The 17718-nt window shown below is 31.3% G+C and carries 15 protein-coding genes; 3 read left to right on the forward strand and 12 right to left on the reverse strand.

Annotation, left to right across the window (positions count from 1 at the left end):
• Positions 1-63 precede the first annotated feature (63 nt).
• Together ACO6OL_RS04805 and ACO6OL_RS04810 are read right to left on the reverse strand one after the other, a co-directional pair.
• Positions 64-336, reverse strand: coding sequence for an HU family DNA-binding protein (locus ACO6OL_RS04805; protein ID WP_003144688.1), 273 nt, complete (start codon positions 334-336; stop codon positions 64-66).
• Between the two features lie 179 nt (positions 337-515).
• Positions 516-1529 (reverse strand): NAD(P)H-dependent glycerol-3-phosphate dehydrogenase, encoded by a 1014-nt coding sequence (locus ACO6OL_RS04810; RefSeq protein WP_485502310.1) that lies wholly within the window; start codon positions 1527-1529, stop codon positions 516-518.
• Between the two features lie 190 nt (positions 1530-1719).
• Here ACO6OL_RS04810 and ACO6OL_RS04815 point away from each other — a divergent pair, with 190 nt between their 5' ends.
• From ACO6OL_RS04815 to ACO6OL_RS04825, 3 genes are read left to right on the forward strand one after another with little or no spacing between them, the layout of a single operon-like run.
• Entirely contained in the window at positions 1720-1923 is a 204-nt protein-coding gene (locus ACO6OL_RS04815; RefSeq protein WP_314083913.1) for a hypothetical protein, read from the forward strand.
• 1 nt (position 1924) lies between these two features.
• A complete protein-coding gene (locus tag ACO6OL_RS04820) occupies positions 1925-2131 on the forward strand; it encodes a hypothetical protein (RefSeq protein WP_485502311.1) in 207 nt (68 codons plus the stop codon).
• Between the two features lie 19 nt (positions 2132-2150).
• Entirely contained in the window at positions 2151-2768 is a 618-nt protein-coding gene (locus ACO6OL_RS04825; protein WP_485502312.1) for a hypothetical protein, read from the forward strand.
• Positions 2769-2997: 229 nt separating this feature from the next.
• On the opposite strand, the gene typA is transcribed toward ACO6OL_RS04825, so the two are convergent.
• The 10 genes from typA to ACO6OL_RS04875 form a co-directional block, all read right to left on the reverse strand.
• On the reverse strand, positions 2998-4842 hold the full coding sequence (typA, locus tag ACO6OL_RS04830; protein ID WP_485502313.1) for a translational GTPase TypA: 1845 nt from the start codon (positions 4840-4842) through the stop codon (positions 2998-3000).
• 284 nt (positions 4843-5126) lie between these two features.
• Entirely contained in the window at positions 5127-6782 is a 1656-nt protein-coding gene (locus ACO6OL_RS04835; protein WP_314160891.1) for an L-lactate permease, read from the reverse strand.
• 526 nt (positions 6783-7308) lie between these two features.
• Complete coding sequence (gene smpB, locus ACO6OL_RS04840; RefSeq protein ID WP_485502314.1) at positions 7309-7773, reverse strand: SsrA-binding protein SmpB; 465 nt, start codon at positions 7771-7773, stop codon at positions 7309-7311.
• A gap of 11 nt (positions 7774-7784) precedes the next feature.
• A complete protein-coding gene (gene rnr / locus ACO6OL_RS04845; protein ID WP_485502315.1) occupies positions 7785-9911 on the reverse strand; it encodes a ribonuclease R in 2127 nt (708 codons plus the stop codon).
• A 92-nt stretch (positions 9912-10003) separates the two neighbouring features.
• Positions 10004-10234, reverse strand: coding sequence for a preprotein translocase subunit SecG (gene secG, locus ACO6OL_RS04850; protein ID WP_003144724.1), 231 nt, complete (start codon positions 10232-10234; stop codon positions 10004-10006).
• Positions 10235-10310: 76 nt separating this feature from the next.
• On the reverse strand, positions 10311-11390 hold the full coding sequence (locus tag ACO6OL_RS04855; RefSeq protein WP_314160888.1) for a PIN/TRAM domain-containing protein: 1080 nt from the start codon (positions 11388-11390) through the stop codon (positions 10311-10313).
• A gap of 243 nt (positions 11391-11633) precedes the next feature.
• The gene (gene radA, locus ACO6OL_RS04860) at positions 11634-13016 is read right to left on the reverse strand and encodes a DNA repair protein RadA (protein ID WP_485502316.1); all 1383 of its coding nucleotides are present in this window, start codon (positions 13014-13016) and stop codon (positions 11634-11636) included.
• Positions 13017-13018: 2 nt separating this feature from the next.
• Positions 13019-15493, reverse strand: coding sequence for an ATP-dependent Clp protease ATP-binding subunit (locus tag ACO6OL_RS04865; RefSeq protein WP_314160751.1), 2475 nt, complete (start codon positions 15491-15493; stop codon positions 13019-13021).
• Between the two features lie 4 nt (positions 15494-15497).
• A complete protein-coding gene (locus ACO6OL_RS04870; RefSeq protein WP_485502317.1) occupies positions 15498-16016 on the reverse strand; it encodes a CtsR family transcriptional regulator in 519 nt (172 codons plus the stop codon).
• A gap of 369 nt (positions 16017-16385) precedes the next feature.
• Positions 16386-17663 (reverse strand): nucleobase:cation symporter-2 family protein, encoded by a 1278-nt coding sequence (locus ACO6OL_RS04875; protein ID WP_485502318.1) that lies wholly within the window; start codon positions 17661-17663, stop codon positions 16386-16388.
• Positions 17664-17718: the final 55 nt, after the last annotated feature.

The raw sequence follows: 17718 nt of genomic DNA on the forward strand, positions 1-17718 counted from the left end.
CTCCATTTTTATAAAAAAAAGAGCTACTAAGTAGTAACTCCTCTTTTTTGAATTAAATTGTTATTATTTAACTGCGTCTTTAAGAGCTTTACCAGCTTTGAAAGCAGGAACTTTGCTTGCAGCGATTTCAATAACTTCGTTAGTTTGAGGGTTGCGTCCTTTACGAGCAGCTCTTTCTCTAACTTCAAAGTTACCAAATCCGATAATTTGGATTTTTTCACCTTTAGCTAAAGTTTCTTCAACTGTTTCTACGAATGCTTCGATAGCAGCAGTTGCTTGTTTTTTTTGTAGTCCTGATTTCTCAGCAACTTTTGAAATTAATTCTGATTTGTTCATTAATTCTTTACCTCCATTATTGAGTAACGGTTCTCCCGTTTCACTTATTAAATATTACCATATAAATCGCTAATAATCAAGGTTTTATTAACGAATTTTAGTGTTTTTTAGCATTTTTACTAAATTTTCGACAGTTTTTTTACTTTTTTGGATTTTATTTGATAATATGTAACCTTATTTTACTCAAATTTGTTTAATTCTTCTGCTGCCATTTTATTCATAAGATTATTAACGCAGTCTTTAATACTTAGTCCTTCATACAATACTTTATAAATATTTTCTGTTATTGGCATATAAACATCAAATTTTTTAGAAAGGAAATAACAAACTTTCGTAGTTCTTACACCTTCGGCAACCATATCTAATTTCTCTATAGCTTCTTCTAATGTATAACTTTGTCCGATTAAATAGCCACAATTATAGTTTCTTGAGTGTTTAGAGGTACACGTTACTACTAAATCACCTATTCCTCCAAGCCCTAAGAAAGTCATTTCATCAGCTCCTAGCTTCTTCCCTAATCGTGTTATTTCGATTAACCCACGTGTTAATAACGCCGCTTTTGCATTATCACCATAGGACATTCCATCAATGATTCCACACCCTAATGCAATTATATTTTTGAGTGCCCCACCAACTTCAACACCTATTATATCTTTATTAACATAAATTCTAAAATATTTATTATGAAAAATATCCTGAGCTATTTTATTTAATTCATCATTTTTAGATGCAATGGCAACGACTGTAGGATTTCTTAATATTAATTCTTCAGCATGAGATGGACCACTAAGTACTCCAACCCCTTTTAATTTATCACTATCAATCTCATCAGCTATTACCTCTGACATCCTCTTATTTGTTTCCATCTCTAAACCTTTAGATACATGGATAATAAACTTGGGACGCTCTAAATAATTATTAATATCCCTTGCTACTTCTCTCATAACTTTAGTAGGAACTGCTATAACTATTACCTCTGCAAATTCGACAGCTTCTTTTAAATTACTCGTTGCCACAACCCCTTCTGGTAAAACAGCATTTTTTAAATACCTACTATTTGTATGATTTCCATTTATTTCATCTCTTGTTTTTTCACTTCGCGAATATAAGCGTAATTCATGACCATTATCTACCACTGCCTGAGATAAGGCAGTTCCCCAACTTCCCGAACCTATAACAGATATTTTCATCATCCTGTCCTCACTATAAATTATTCTTAACTCAATTATATCAAATTTTCTAAAAATATACATTAATTTTACTTATAAGAGTCATAGGTTATTTACTAAAAATTTATCAAAAATACAGCACTGTGCCTACTTTACTATTTTTTTCTTAAAAACTATGATATAATTTAATCATAATAATAAAGGAGGTAATTTTATGAATTGGTTTGAAATTACTCTAATCGATGGAAATCGTGGATTAATTAACTTAAATAACATCGTGGATATTTGGAAAGAACTAAACGCTGAATACGCGACTATTACTCAAGTAAATGGTGATGAACTTGAAGTACCAGCTTCTGAATACGATAGACTAAAACGTGCATTAGATATGAAAGGTTACGTATTAGGAGGATTCTAGTATGGCTAGATTTTTAAAAACATTTATTACTTTACTAACAATTACAATTATTGGTTTTGGTCTATATTATTACTTTAATAATAATTCTAAAGATGACAATAAAATAGATGATAAAACTAACATAGAAAATACTGTAAAAAGCGAGTCAGGTTCTCAAGAAAATATTGAAGGAACTGTCGTCGCTAAACGTACAACAGAAAACAATTAATTTTTGAAAGGATAATACTATGAAAAATAATACGATAAAAAAAATAACAAGTGTATTCCTTACTTCTGCATTAATTTTTTCTACAATCAGTGCATCAAGTGTCAATCTAATTGAAGCTAAAGGAACATCAGCAAGACCAAGTGCTCCAAGACCTAGTTCAAAACCTAGTTCTTCTAAACCATCAAGTAGTAACTCTAGTTCGAAACCTACTGCTTCTACATCAAGCAGTAAACCAACTACAAACACTACAAAAAACTTTACAAAAAACTCAGGTGGTTCATATAACAAAGATTACAATAGCTACAATAATCAAGGCTATAAAAAACAATATACAGATTATATAAATAATAATTATAGAAGTAGTGGATTCTTCTCAGGTAGCAACATAACTAATATGTTACTATGGTATACATTATTTAATTCAGCGACTTCACATAATCACATCCATGCTAGCGATCAACAAAAAGAGTTAGTTGATAATGTAAAAGATTCAAAAGTTCCTGTATATATGCTAGAAATTAAGACTAAAGATGGAGATACAAAATATGTTTCTGTTACCAAAGAACAATATGAAAAAGTTAAAGAAGGAGATAATATCTCTTTAAAAGATGGTAACCTAGAAATTAAAAATCAGTAATACATAAAAACGAGGCTAATCCACAAGACCTAAATTCAAAAAAAGTTTATTGAGAGAATCCAGCGGCTTATGGATATCTAAATTCGCCTTATAAAAATCTAATAAACCATTGCGGGATGATTTTACAAAATCGATTTCTCAGAAATCACGATTTCGAGTCACTCCCGTTTTCTATATACATACTAAAAAAACTTTCGAAATAGTTATCTACTTCGAAAGTTTTTTTATTTTATTCTTCTGAATATTTAGCTTTACGAGCTGCTTTTTCACGAGCTGCTTTATCTAATTCTTTTTTACGTAGACGAATTGACTCTGGAGTTACCTCTAGGTATTCATCATCACTTAAGTACTCAAGACTTTCTTCTAAAGTCATAATACGAGCTTTTTTAAGTGTTACTGTTTGATCTTTTGTAGAAGAACGTACGTTTGTTTGAGCTTTAGCTTTTGTGATGTTAACTGTTAAGTCATTTTCACGGCTATTTTCTCCAACAATCATACCACCATATACATCAGTACCTGGTTCGATAAATACTGTACCACGATCTTCTAAACTTGAGATAGAGTATGCTGTAGCTTGACCATTTTCAAGAGCTACTAATACACCATTACGACGTCCACCAACACGTCCTTTTTGCATTGGTTGGTAAGAATCGAATGTGTGGTTAATGATACCATATCCTTTAGTCATAGACATGAATTCTGTAGAATATCCAATAAGTCCACGCGCTGGAACGTTAAAGATAAGACGAGTTTGCCCATTTCCATCCGCTTGCATATCTACCATATCACCTTTACGTTGACCTAATGACTCAATAACAGCACCAACACTTTCATCTGGTACATCAACTTGAACACGTTCAACTGGTTCACAATCAACACCATCAATGTTACGGATAATTACTTCTGGTTTAGATACTTGAAGCTCGTAACCTTCACGGCGTAAGTTTTCGATAAGAATCGATAAATGAAGTTCTCCACGTCCACTAACAACCCAAGAATCACTTGTATTAGGTTCTACACGTAATGAAACGTCAGTTTCTAATTGTTGCATTAATCTATCTTCTAATTTACGAGCCGTAACAAACTTACCTTCTTTACCTGCAAATGGTGAGTTATTAACTAAGAAAGTCATTTGAAGTGTTGGTTCATCAATGTGAAGTACTGGTAGTGCTTCTTGATGATCTGTTAGACAAACTGTTTCCCCAACGTTAATATCATCCATACCACTTACTGCAACGATATCCCCTGCATGCGCTTCTTGGATTTCTTCACGTTTTAATCCAAAGTAACCAAAAATCTTAGTCACACGGAAGTTTTTCACTGTTCCGTCAAGTTTCATAAGAGATACAGATTCCCCTACTTTCATACTTCCACGGAATACACGTCCAATACCAATACGTCCAACATAGTCATTGTAGTCTAATAGAGCTACTTGGAATTGAAGTGGTTCATCTCTATTATCTTTTGGTGCTGGAACATAATCAATTACTGTTTCATATAAACATTGCATGTTTTCTTCTTGAGCACTTGGATCACTTTCTAAAGAAGCTGTTCCATTAATAGCTGATGCATAAACAACTGGGAATTCAAGTTGCTCATCATTTGCACCTAACTCTATGAATAAATCAATAACTTCATCTACTACTTCTTCTGGACGAGCTGAAGGTTTATCGATTTTATTTACAACGACGATTGGTTTTAAGTTTTGTTCTAAAGCCTTTTTAAGAACGAAACGTGTTTGAGGCATTGTTCCTTCATAAGCATCTACTACTAAAAGAACACCGTCTACCATTTTCATAATACGTTCTACTTCTCCACCGAAGTCGGCGTGTCCTGGTGTATCAAGAATATTAATTCTCTTACCTTTATAATCGATAGCTGTATTTTTTGCTAAGATGGTAATACCACGTTCTCTTTCTAAATCATTAGAGTCCATAGCTCTTTCTTCTACGTGCTCGTTTGAGCGGAAAATTCCTGATTGTTTTAATAATTCATCAACCAGTGTAGTTTTACCATGGTCAACGTGAGCTATAATAGCAATATTTCTTACATCATCTCTTAATTGTACTGACATTTTTTTCTCCTTGTTCTTACTTTATAAAATATATCGAATGTTTAATTCATATAATATTTAATCTAACTTATCAATAATACCACTATTTTCCTTTATTGTAAACAAATATACTAGTGAAAACACCTTATTTTGAAATATTTTTATTTTTGTTAATTTACAAAGCACTTTCAATATTTTAAGAGAACATGAAATTAAACCTTGGAAAGTCGGTATTTTCTCTATCTCATCTTAAACAAAGAAAAGGAGACCGAGTATAACTCGATCTTCCTTAATATTTTTCTTTATTATGGGTGTACTGGAATCATCCATCCAAGTACTCCTGTTGATTGAAGTGCGATGATAGCACACACAATTATTAACAGGATGAAACTGTGTTTAACTGTGAATTTCAGTAAGTCTGATTCTCTACCTACTAGCCCAACCGCTGCAGCTGCTACTGCGATAGATTGTGGAGAAATCATTTTACCTACTACTCCTCCAGATGCGTTAGCTGCTACCGCTAATAATGGATCCATTCCTACTTGGCTAGCTGTAACTTGTTGTAATTTAGCAAATAGTAAGTTAGCTGATGTATCAGAACCAGTAATGAACACTCCAATCCATCCAAGAGCTGGTGATAGGAATTTAAATGCTCCACCTGTTGCTGCTAGCGCGTATCCTAGAGTATTAGACATACCTGATGCATTCATGATGTATGCAAATCCTACTACGAAACAGATTGTTAACAATGCAATTTTAACTTCATTAAATGTTTGAATAAAAGTTGCACCTGCATCTTTCCAACTAATTTTAATAATAAACTTAGAGATTAGCGCTGCTACTAAAATTGCTGTACCGATTGATCCTACTAGGTCAAGTTTGAATACTGCTGCAATTTCTTTTCCTGATACAGAACTAATAATATTATTGTGGATAAATGGTACCTTCGGATTTAAAGCAAGTGTTTTGAAGAATGCTTTAGAAGATTTCATTGTCCAGATGAAAATGATAAGTGTTAATACAACAAATGGTGACCATGCAACTAGTACTTCTTTTAAACTGTGTTTTGGAGTAACTTCTGCATCTTTATCAACTTCTTTTTCATCAGCAAATCTCCAAGTAGTTTTTGGTTTCCAGAATTGAAGTAAGATAACTATTGACACTAATGAAACTAATGATGAAAGAATGTCAGGTAATTGTTCTCCCATGAAGTTAGAACTTACGAACTGTGCAATTGCAAATGATCCACCTGATACTAATAATGCAGGCCATACTTCTAATGTTTTCTTGAATCCAGCCATGATTAATACTAAGTAGAAAGGAATGAAGATAGACACTAGAGGTAATTGACGTCCGATCATCGCTGCGATTTCCGCTGCTGCGATTGGTGATCCGTTAGCATAAGTTGCTAATCCGTCCATCGCTGTAACCGGTGCTCCTACAGCCCCGAATGCTACCGGTGCAGTATTAGCTATCATACAAACACCTGCTGCATAAAGTGGTTTAAATCCTAAACCTACTAATAATGAAGCTGTGATTGCTACTGGCGCTCCAAAACCTGCTGCTCCTTCTAAGAAAGCCCCGAATGAGAAAGCAATGATTAATGCTTGAAGACGACGGTCATCAGTTAATGATGTAATACTGTCTCTGATGATACCGAAATGACCTGTTTTAACAGTCATTTTGTATAAGAACACTGATGTTAAAATAATCCAACCGATAGGCATTGCACCATAAACCATTCCTTGGAATGTTGAGAATGCTGCGAAGTGGAACGGCATTTTAAAGAATATACATGCAATTACAATCGCTAATATTAAAGTTAGTAAGCCTGTTAGCCAACCTTTTACTTTTAATCCTGCAAGTGTTACTAGATAAAACACAATTGGAATTAGTGCAACAAGTGCAGAAACATATAGATTATCAGCCACTGGCTGTAATAACTGAGTGAATTTTTCCATAAATACACTTCTCCTTTGTATAAATATATTTTGTTAGGTTTGTGAAAATCTATTATTATAAATAACAAAGTTATATATTAACTAAAAATCAAATATTGTAATAATTCATCTTTATTTTATTTTAGAATAAAACCTTCCTGTTTGTCTAATCAGATATATAACAGATTTTTATCTGTTATATTTTTTACTGCTTACACGATATATTTGATAGTATTTATTTAATGATTTTCTTGATTACATTTAATATTGTAGCACGCTTTCATTCAAAAGTAAAGCGTTTTTTTAGTTATTTTTACAACATTCTTAAAAAATCCTTTTATACCAATGTAAAAAGTCTATATTTTTTTGAAAATTTTTCCTAACTTTTTTTATAACAGTTATACAAATCTACATCAAAAAAATATTCCCTGAAAATCCTCCTTCACTTCTCCTACACTTTTATACAGATTATAGAAAAAAAGCATATCGTAATTAATATTAATACGATATACTTTTAAAACATCAAATAAAATAATATTTAGTTCACTTAATATTTCTGCTTGTCTTTCAACACTCTATTAATCTCTTTATTAGCTTCTTTTTGTTTCAATACATGACGTTTGTCATAGTTTTTCTTACCTTTTGCAACACCGATTAATAGCTTCGCATAGCCATTCTTGATATAAAGTTTCAAAGGAACTATACTCATCCCTATTTCATTTTGTACATTAGTTAATGAAGCAATTTGTTTTTTCTTTAATAATAATTTTCTTACTCTTAATGGTTCATGATTAAATCTATTTCCCTCTTCAAAATGAGAAATATGCATATTATAAACAAACATTTCCCCTAATCTCGTTTGACAATATGAATCTTTTAAATTTATTCTCCCTCTTCTAATAGATTTAATTTCTGTACCTGTTAAAACTAATCCTGCTTCAAAAGTTTCTTCTATAAAATAATCATGATTAGCTTTTTTATTTTGAGCTATTACTTTAATTTCTTTATCCATATTCTTATCCTCTATTTTTTACTAATTAATGATTTGTGTTTAAGTATTTTAAAATCTATCTCTTGATTTTCCAAATCAACATTTGCTACTTTTACAATTACTTCGTCTCCAAGTCTATAAACTTTTTTCTTTCTACGACCAACTAATATCATATTCTTTTGATCATATGTGTAATAATCATCATTCATCGCTTTAATGTGAACTAATCCTTCAATATTACTTCTTTCAAGAGTTATAAATACCCCAAAATTAGTTACACTTGAGACAATTCCTCTAAATGTCTGTTCTTGATATTTTAACATATACTCACATTTTTTCATTCTATCAACTTCACGTTCGCAATCAACCGCTCGTTTTTCATATTCAGATGAACTTTCAGCCAAATCAGGTAATCTAGTAATGAAATTATCTATAGCTTGATCAGATACATCTCCATTAAATAAATACGTTCTAATCATTCTATGCACTAATAAATCTGGATAACGTCTGATTGGTGATGTAAAATGCGTATAATACTTCGTAGCAAGTGCAAAGTGTCCTATATTATTTATTGAATATCTAGCTTGATTCATTGTTCTTAAAAGTATTGTTGAAAGCATAGTTTCTACAACTTCACCTTTAAATTTTCTAAGCATATTTGCTAACATATAAGGTTCAATCTCTTCAATTTTACCTTTTGTTCTATAACCAAGACTTGCAGCAATATCAAAGAACTGTCTTAATTTTTCCATTTTAGGCTCTTCGTGAATACGATAAATAAAAGGAACTTGCATCCAGTAGAAATGCTCTCCTATTACTTCATTAGCACTTAACATAAAATCCTCAATTAGTCTTTCTGATATACCTCTTTCACGTAGAACTATATCTAAAACTTCTCCATTTTCATCAACCACTACTTTTGATTCCGGTTTATCAAAATCAATAGCACCTCTTGTTTCTCTATTAGCACGAATTTTTGTTGACAATTCTAAAGATGTCTTCAGCATAGGCACGTATTCTCTATATTCTTCTAATGTTTCTTGGTTTTCTGCATAGACTTCATTAACTTTTTTATAAGTCAATCTTCCTTTAGATTTTATTACAGCTGGATAAATATCATAACTTTCAGGGTCCCCCTTACTATTAAAATCGATATCACAACAAATTGTATAACGTAATACATGAGGATTTAACGAACAAATATTATTAGATAATTTTCTAGGTAACATCGGTACTACTCTATCAGCTAAATAAACACTACATCCTCTATTGGCTGCCTCTTTATCTAATGGACTATCTTCGGTTACATACCTACTAACATCAGCTATAAATACTTTTAATCTATAACCTTTTTTAGTTTTGACTACTGAAATAGCATCATCTAAATCTTTAGCATCATCACCATCAATAGTAACCACCATTTCATTAGTACAGTCTCTATATTTATCTTCAAGTTTTATTTCATCACTTATTTTTTCAGTTTGCTCCAAAACTTCTTGAGGGAACTCATTTGGAATATTATGTTTATAAATTACTGAAAGAATATCTACGCCAGGGTCATCCTTATGACCTATTGATTTTATGATAATCCCTTTATGATCTTCAAAGCTAACCTTTGAATAATCTGTAATTTCAACTAGTACCTTACTACCATCAACTAAATTAAAGTTTTTAGCATTTGTTATTTTTATATATTTTACGATATTTTTATCATCACTTTTAACAAAAGAGAAAAACTTAGCATTAGTTAACGTACCAACTGTATACTTAGTATTTCTTTCTAATACTTTTTGGACTATTCCTTCAAGATTACGGTCATCCTTATATACACTATCTACTTTCACTAATACGACATCACCTGTCATGGCACTTTGTGTGAAACCTTTAGGAATGTATACCTCTATTCCTAAATCTGCAGAATATACAAAAGCAAATCCTTTTTGATGTAATCTAATGACCCCTTCAATTTCTAATGCTTCCTTAACATAAAGAAATTTCTCATTTGGTAGTTGAGTAACAACTAATTTTCTCTCTAGCTTTCCAACATTTTTTACTAATTCAACAAACTCTTTCGCTGATTCAATATTTAATTTTTCTTTTAAATCTTCTATACTTAATACTTTTTCTTCTCTAAATATTTTTTCAATTCTTTCTAACATATAATCCTCCTTAATTTAGATTATACAACACATAATTATTTCTATAAAAATAAACCTAAAATGAATTTACATTTTAGGTTTTTATGTCTAGTTTATAATTTTAACCAAGTAAGACACACTAGTGATATAAAAAATATTAGTCCTAGTACTACTGTAATTCTTTGTAAAACTAATTCAGCACCTCTTACTTTTTGTTTTCCAAACAGTTCTTCTGCTCCACCAGTTAATCCAGATAATCCTCCAGATTTACTTTCTTGTAATAAAACTACTACAATTAACAGAATACTGCTCACTATTGCCATTGTCATTAAAAAAGTGTGCATACTCTCCTCCTAAAATAATCATTCGTTAATACAATACACTTTATATTAACACATTTTTTCAAAAAAAGCAAATTTATTAAACAATCTTAGTGAAGATAATTCTACCCGAAGATGTTTGTAAGACACTTTGAACCTCAACTTCAACAGTTTTACCAACTGAACGTTTACCATTTTCAACGACAATCATTGTTCCGTCTTCTGTATAAGCAACACCTTGATTATTTTCCTTACCTTCTCTTAATACTTGTACTTTAAGTCTTTCACCTGTTGTTAACATCGGCTTAACAGCGTTGCTTAAATCATTCACATTAAGTACTTTAATAGCTTGCAAAGTCGCAAGTTTGTTAAGATTATAATCGGTTGTTATAATAGCACATTTATATTTCAGAGCATAGTCTATTAATAAGTTATCTACACCTTTGTGCTCGTTATATTTAAACTTATTATCAATTTCAAGATCAATCTCTTTCATTTTTTGAAGATGTTCAACACAATCTAAACCAAGACGACCTTTTGCTCGTTTTAATGGATCTTCAGAATCAGAAATCAGCTGTAATTCTTTTAAAACAAACTCTGGTACAATAATTTTACCTTCTAAAAATCCAGTTTTAGCAACATCTTGAATACGTGAATCAATTAATGCACTCGTATCAACGACCTTCGCTAAAACTTTCTTTGTAGTAACTTTTTGCTCTTTTTCTTTAGGTTTGTTTCCAAATTTAAACGCCGTAAAGATATTTAGAAATTCTCCTTCACGTCTATATCCTAATACCAATCCCAAATATCCAAAAACGATGTATATTACAGCTGAAATAATTCTTCCCATTATTCCTGCACCTGCTATTACATCAACCCCTGATGATAGTAAACTAGCTAAAAGCAGACCAAGAATTAGTCCAATTGTAGTAAATACAATTTTTTGTATTGGTGTATTTGTAAGACGATCTTCGATTCTTTTTAACATTGCTACAAATTTATCTGAAAATAATAAAGACACTAATACAAAAACTACTGTAGTTCCAATTGTAACAATAAGTCTTAACATCGTCTCACTCAATGATGCAAAAATATTATAATATATCAATGCACTAGTTGAAAGTGTTCCTACTGTTATTCCTAGAAAAAAGGAAATAATAATTAAAACTTTTTTCAACATAAAAATCACTCCTTTTATTATTTAATTTAAAATATAAAATTATTAATAACGCTTTAATAATAATACATTCATATATCAAGAGACATAAAACATCTCTTCTATATATTCTACTACATTCTACTTAAAATTAACATAACAAAACTCAAAAAATTTAAAATTTTTTAAAATATTATTATAAATTTTAATACAAAGAGATAAATAGGAAAATCATATCGATTCTCAACTATTCATCTCTAATTTTTATTAAAATACATTACCAAATGCTATATCTAAGCACTCTCGTATATCTTTTACCGGTATTATTTCAATTCCTTCTGGGAAATCAGAATTTTTCATATTTCCAACTGGAACTATTACGCGTTTAAATCCATGTTTTTTCGCCTCATTAATCCTTTGTTCAATTCTGCTAACTCTTCTAACTTCACCAGTTAGTCCAACTTCACCAATGAAACAATCATTCATATCAACTGCTATATCTTTAAAGCTTGAAGCCACCGCCATAATTACACCTAGGTCTACCGCTGGATCATCAATCTTAACTCCTCCAGACACTTTCACATAGACGTCTTGTTGTTGAAGTAAATAACCAGCCTTCTTCTCTAAGACAGCCATTAATAATATTAACTTATTATATTCTAATCCAGTCGAAATTCTTCGCGGATTATTAAAAGCTGTTGGTGTTGTTAATGATTGTATTTCTACAAGAAGTGGTCTACTACCTTCCATAGTACTTATTATAGTTGCTCCAGCAAGGTTTTTACTACGTTCTTCTAAGAACATCTGCGAAGGATTAGCTAAATCTTCTAGCCCACTATGTTTCATCTCAAAAATTCCAATTTCATTCGTAGAACCAAAACGATTTTTCACCGCCCTAAGAATTCTATAACTGTGCTGACCTTCCCCTTCAAAATACAGCACAGTATCAACCATATGCTCAAGCATACGTGGTCCTGCAATAGTTCCTTCCTTAGTAACATGACCAACAATAAAAATTGCAATATTTAAACTTTTTGCAATCTTCATAAGTTGCTGTGTACATTCTCTAACCTGTGTAATACTCCCTGGCGAATTTTCCATATTAGGATTATAAATTGTTTGAATTGAGTCGATGACTAAAAACTGTGGTTTTATTTTTTTTACTACTTGATAAATTAAATTTAAATCAGTTTGCGCATAAACAAACAGTTCATCAGTGTCATTTTTTAATCTATCAGCTCTTATTTTTACCTGTCTGACAGATTCCTCACCAGTAACATATAGGACATCATGTTCTTTTGCCAAATATGCTGATATTTGAAGAAGTAATGTAGATTTCCCAATTCCGGGATCTCCTCCTAGAAGAACTAATGAACCACCTACAACTCCTCCTCCTAGAACTCTATTAAGTTCTCCGCTATCGGTAAGAGTTCGAGGTACATCCTGTGTAGAAACTGATTTTAATTTCCCAGCTTCTACACGTTCTGTATCATTTGTTTTTACTTCAAATTCTGTGTGCTTCGTAGCTTTTTTTGCCTCAACTACTTCCTCCATAGACGCCCACTTTTTACAGTTTGGACATCTACCCATATATTTCAAACTTTGATAACCACAGGCATTGCATTCATACTTAACATTTACCTTTACCATAGCTACCTCTTAGTTTTCTTTACAACAAACTCATCATTTTTATAGTCAATATTAATAGTTCCAGATAATTCAGGATTTCTTAATAATTCTTCACTTAGTAAATCTTCGATATTTTTTTGAATACTACGTTTTAATGGACGTGCACCGTACTCTTTTATACTACCATCCTCAACGATTTTGGCCATAGCTTTTTTCGTAAGTTTAATAGTAATGTTTCTATCTTCTAATCTCTTAGATAAACCATCTATTAATAACTCAGAGATTTTTTCTAATTCTTCTTTTTCAAGAGTCTTGAAGACAATAATATCATCTATTCTATTTAAAAACTCAGGACGATATTGTTTTTTCAATGCTTCCATCATAGTATTTTGAACATTTTTGTAATCATTTTTTATTGATTCACTTCCACCAAATCCTACGAATTTTTGATCATTTAATTCACTTACCCCAACATTTGAAGTCATGATGATAATAGTATTTTTGAAATCTACCACACGACCTGAAGCATCAGTTAAACGTCCATCATCTAGAACTTGTAATAGTATATTAAAGATTGACGGATGAGCTTTTTCAATTTCATCAAATAGTACTACAGAATACGGTTTTTGACGAACTTGTTCTGATAGTTGTCCCGCTTCTTCATGACCAACATAACCTGGAGGCGCACCAACTAATCTACTAATTGAATGTGGCTCCATATACTCACTCATATCTATACGAATCATATTATCTTCCGAGCTAAATAAGGCTTCTGATAAACTTTTCGCAAGTTCTGTCTTACCTACCCCTGTAGGTCCCAAGAAAATAAAGCTTCCAATTGGTCTATTCGGCGCTTTAAATCCGCTTCTTGCTCTTCTAACTGCCTTAGCTAAACTTACTACAGCTTCATTTTGACCGATAACTCGTTTGTGTAATATCTCTTCTAATTTCAGAAGTCGTTCACTTTCTGTTTCCGTTAATTTGGTTACTGGAACTCCAGTCCAAGCTGCAAGTACTTCTGCTACGTTATCAGCACTAATCTTAATTTTATCTTTTGATAAGCTATCTTGCCAAGAAATCTTAAATTCTTCAATTTTATTAATTACTTTATTAGCTTCATCACGTTTTTTAGCGGCTATTTCAAACTCTTGATTAATTACCGCTCTATCTTTTTCTTTATTTAAACGGTTTAGTTCTTCTTCGTATTCTTTTAATTTTTCTGGTGATTTATAAAATCTTAATTTAACTTTAGAACAAGCTTCATCAATAAGATCAATCGCCTTATCAGGTAGACATCTATCCGTAATATATGCTGTACTTAGTTTTACAGCTGACTCAATAGCTTCATCTAAAATTTCTACATCATGGTGTTCTTCATATTTATGACGTAGTCCATCAAGAATCTTAATAGAATCTTCAGTGCTCGGTTCTTCTACTTTGATTGGTTGGAATCGGCGTTCTAAAGCAGCATCCTTTTCAAAATATTTCCTATATTCTTCTGTTGTTGTAGCACCAATACATTGAATCAAACCACGTGATAAGGCTGGCTTTAGAATATTTGATGCATCTGCACTTCCTTCTGTTCCACCTGCACCGATAATTGTATGAATTTCATCTATAAATAATATTATATCCCCTGCATCTTCAATTTCAGCGATAATATTTTTTAGTCTTTCTTCAAATTCACCACGATACTTAGTTCCGGCAACTAATGTTCCCATATCTAGTACCATTACTCTCTTACCTAATAAGTTACTAGGTACATTTTGAGAGACTATCCTCTCTGCTAAACCTTCTACAATTGCCGTTTTCCCAACCCCAGGTTCTCCAATTAGCACCGGGTTATTCTTAGTACGTCTATTTAATATTTCAATCATACGTGTGATTTCTTTATCACGGGCTATAACTGGATCTAATTTATTATTAAATGCATCTTTTGTAAGATCTTTTGCTAATGAATTCAATGTCGTAGTTTTAGCTGAACTGTCTTCAGCTGCTTCCATTTTTTTGAAACCTTCATATAATTTAGAAATCAGACTTTGACTTTTTTTCAATAAGTCAGATAATTCATCAATTATCTGATCAACATTTGCACCTAATTTATCAGTTAATAAACGAACTGCTGTTCCAGTTTCTTCTTCTAATAAAGATAATAATAAATGTTCACTCGTAACGACAAAGCTAGACGTGCCATCAGCAACCCTTTGACTATTTTCTATAGTTCTAACCGCTCCATTAGTATAATCTATCTTCATTAAAACATTACGATAAAAATCAGTACCTTCTAATTCTGTTTCATAAAAATCTACTACACTTTTTCTAAAATCATCATAATATACACCATTTTTATTTAGTATTTTGCATCCCAATGTATTATTCATACTTAACATAGCTAATAATAAATGTTCTGTTCCTACAGCTTTAACTCCAAAATCATTTGCTTCTTCCTTCGCTGTAGTTAGCACCATAAGCGCCGTCTCATTAAATCTTATGTACATAACCTTATCCTCTCTTATTATATTTTATATTTGTTAAAAATCTTACAGTTAAATCCTTTAAATTCGATTTTGTTTGACGAATCATTTCTTCAACACTATCCTCATCAATATGTTTTAAAAATTGATTATGAACAGATGTAATCACTTCAACACTATCTATAAAATGATTGTAGTCAAATTTATCTATATAATCTTTTTCAAGTAGTATTTTAGCTAGTCTTACAGCCTCATCTACCTCTATTGTTTCATTATCTACAGTCTCAATTAAATAATCTATATAGTCTTTATTTGCGTGAAGGGTTATTTTTGTAATTCTGATAAATCCTCCACCACCACGTTTACTTTCAATAATAAAGCCATGTTCCGGTGTGAATCTAGTTTTTATAACATAATTTAATTGAGATGGTACACAGTCAAATTTTTGTGCGACATTACTTCTTTTTATAATTATATGATCTTCTGTAGCTTCATTAAATAAGCTCTTAATATATTGTTCAAGTATATCTGTCATATTATTATTCATAATAAGGGCACCTCCTTTATTGACTAAAATTGACCTTTACTAAATTATACTACATATGGAATATTTTGTATATAAAAAACATTGATTTTTCGGCATATACAGATAAAAAAGAACGACTACAATATTATGATTTTATAAAAATCTATATTATTAAGTCGTCCTTTATAATTCTATTTTCTAATAAAAATACCTTGATTAAAAATACTTATTTCTATGGGAGTGACTCAAAAATCGCGATTTCTTAAGAAACAAGATTTTGTCGAGTCACCCCTGCACAGTTTATTAGATATCTAAAAAGCTTTTATAAAGCGAATTTAGATATCAATAAACCACTGCGTCTATGAGTTATCATATGAACTTTGTTAAATTTTAGGCCTTTTGGGTTAGAGCCCTTTTTAATTTTGATTTCCTATTAAAGATTAAATTCATTACGATTGCTACAACTGTTCCTAAAACAATTCCACTATCAGTAAACATACGAACAAAACTTGGTAGTTGAGAAAATGCAGTAGGAACCGTTGTCACACCTAATCCTAAACCAACAGAACAAGCAATAATCATAAGATTTTCTTGTTTAGCAAAATCAGTATTTCCTAACATTTTCACACCATACGCAAGTACCATACCAAACATACTAATCATTGCCCCACCTAGTACTGGTTGAGGTACAATTGTTGCTAAAGCTCCTATTTTAGGTATAGATCCAAATACCAATAATAATAGAACCATGACATACATTACTTTTTTACTTTTTACTCCTGATATTTGTACAAGTCCTACGTTTTGAGAATAAGTAGTATATGGGAAGGCATTTACTAATGATCCAATCATAACCGCTAATCCTTCTGCTAAATAACCTCTTCTTAAGTCAGGCTCTTTTACTTCTTGATTACAAATATTTCCTAGGGCATAATATACTCCTGTTGACTCTATCATACTTACAATACCAACGATTGTAAATGTTAAAATTGCACTAATATTAAATTCAAAACCTGTAAATTTAAATGGTGTTGGATGTTGATACCACCCAGCTTGAGATACTTCTGTTAAACTTACCATTCCCATAAAACTAGCAATAACAGTTCCTGATACTAAACCTAATAAAATTGCTATAGAGTGTATAAAACCAGTTGTAAATTTATAAATTACTAAAATAATTGCAAGCGTAATACACGCCAATACGATATTTTTAGGGTTACCAAAATCTTTCGATCCTTGTCCTCCTGCAATATAATTCATCGCAACTGGTACTAATGTAATACCTATAATTGTTACAACACTACCAGTAACAACTGGCGGGAATAATTTTGCAACTTTAGCAAAAAATGGTGCTATAAGAACTACAACTAATCCAGAAACAAAAATTGCTCCATACATAGTTGCTAATCCTGCACTATTACCAATTGCTATCATCGGTGCAACTGCTGTAAAAGTACATCCAAGAACAACAGGTAACCCAATTCCTGTAAATTTCCCTTTATACACTTGTAAAAATGTAGCAATCCCACACATAAAAATATCAACTGACACTAAATAAGTTGTTTGTTCTGCTGAAAGACCTAGACCTCCAGCAACAATTATCGGTACAATTACCGCTCCTGCGTACATTGCTAGTACGTGCTGTAAACTTAAAATAAAAGTTTTCAAGATTCTTTTCTCCTTAGTTATATATTATTTTTGACAAATATATACTATATAAATA

The organism is Gemella sp., assembly GCF_057272915.1.

What these genes read in the sequence shown, in the direction of transcription:
- ACO6OL_RS04805 (WP_003144688.1), bottom strand. Translation starts at nt 336, where the DNA reads ATGAACAAATCAGAATTAATTTCAAAAGTTGCTGAGAAATCAGGACTA.
- ACO6OL_RS04810 (WP_485502310.1), bottom strand. Translation starts at nt 1,529, where the DNA reads ATGATGAAAATATCTGTTATAGGTTCGGGAAGTTGGGGAACTGCCTTA.
- ACO6OL_RS04815 (WP_314083913.1), top strand. Translation starts at nt 1,720, where the DNA reads ATGAATTGGTTTGAAATTACTCTAATCGATGGAAATCGTGGATTAATT.
- ACO6OL_RS04820 (WP_485502311.1), top strand. Translation starts at nt 1,925, where the DNA reads ATGGCTAGATTTTTAAAAACATTTATTACTTTACTAACAATTACAATT.
- ACO6OL_RS04825 (WP_485502312.1), top strand. Translation starts at nt 2,151, where the DNA reads ATGAAAAATAATACGATAAAAAAAATAACAAGTGTATTCCTTACTTCT.
- typA (WP_485502313.1), bottom strand. Translation starts at nt 4,842, where the DNA reads ATGTCAGTACAATTAAGAGATGATGTAAGAAATATTGCTATTATAGCT.
- ACO6OL_RS04835 (WP_314160891.1), bottom strand. Translation starts at nt 6,782, where the DNA reads ATGGAAAAATTCACTCAGTTATTACAGCCAGTGGCTGATAATCTATAT.
- smpB (WP_485502314.1), bottom strand. Translation starts at nt 7,773, where the DNA reads ATGGATAAAGAAATTAAAGTAATAGCTCAAAATAAAAAAGCTAATCAT.
- rnr (WP_485502315.1), bottom strand. Translation starts at nt 9,911, where the DNA reads ATGTTAGAAAGAATTGAAAAAATATTTAGAGAAGAAAAAGTATTAAGT.
- secG (WP_003144724.1), bottom strand. Translation starts at nt 10,234, where the DNA reads ATGCACACTTTTTTAATGACAATGGCAATAGTGAGCAGTATTCTGTTA.
- ACO6OL_RS04855 (WP_314160888.1), bottom strand. Translation starts at nt 11,390, where the DNA reads ATGTTGAAAAAAGTTTTAATTATTATTTCCTTTTTTCTAGGAATAACA.
- radA (WP_485502316.1), bottom strand. Translation starts at nt 13,016, where the DNA reads ATGGTAAAGGTAAATGTTAAGTATGAATGCAATGCCTGTGGTTATCAA.
- ACO6OL_RS04865 (WP_314160751.1), bottom strand. Translation starts at nt 15,493, where the DNA reads ATGTACATAAGATTTAATGAGACGGCGCTTATGGTGCTAACTACAGCG.
- ACO6OL_RS04870 (WP_485502317.1), bottom strand. Translation starts at nt 16,016, where the DNA reads ATGAATAATAATATGACAGATATACTTGAACAATATATTAAGAGCTTA.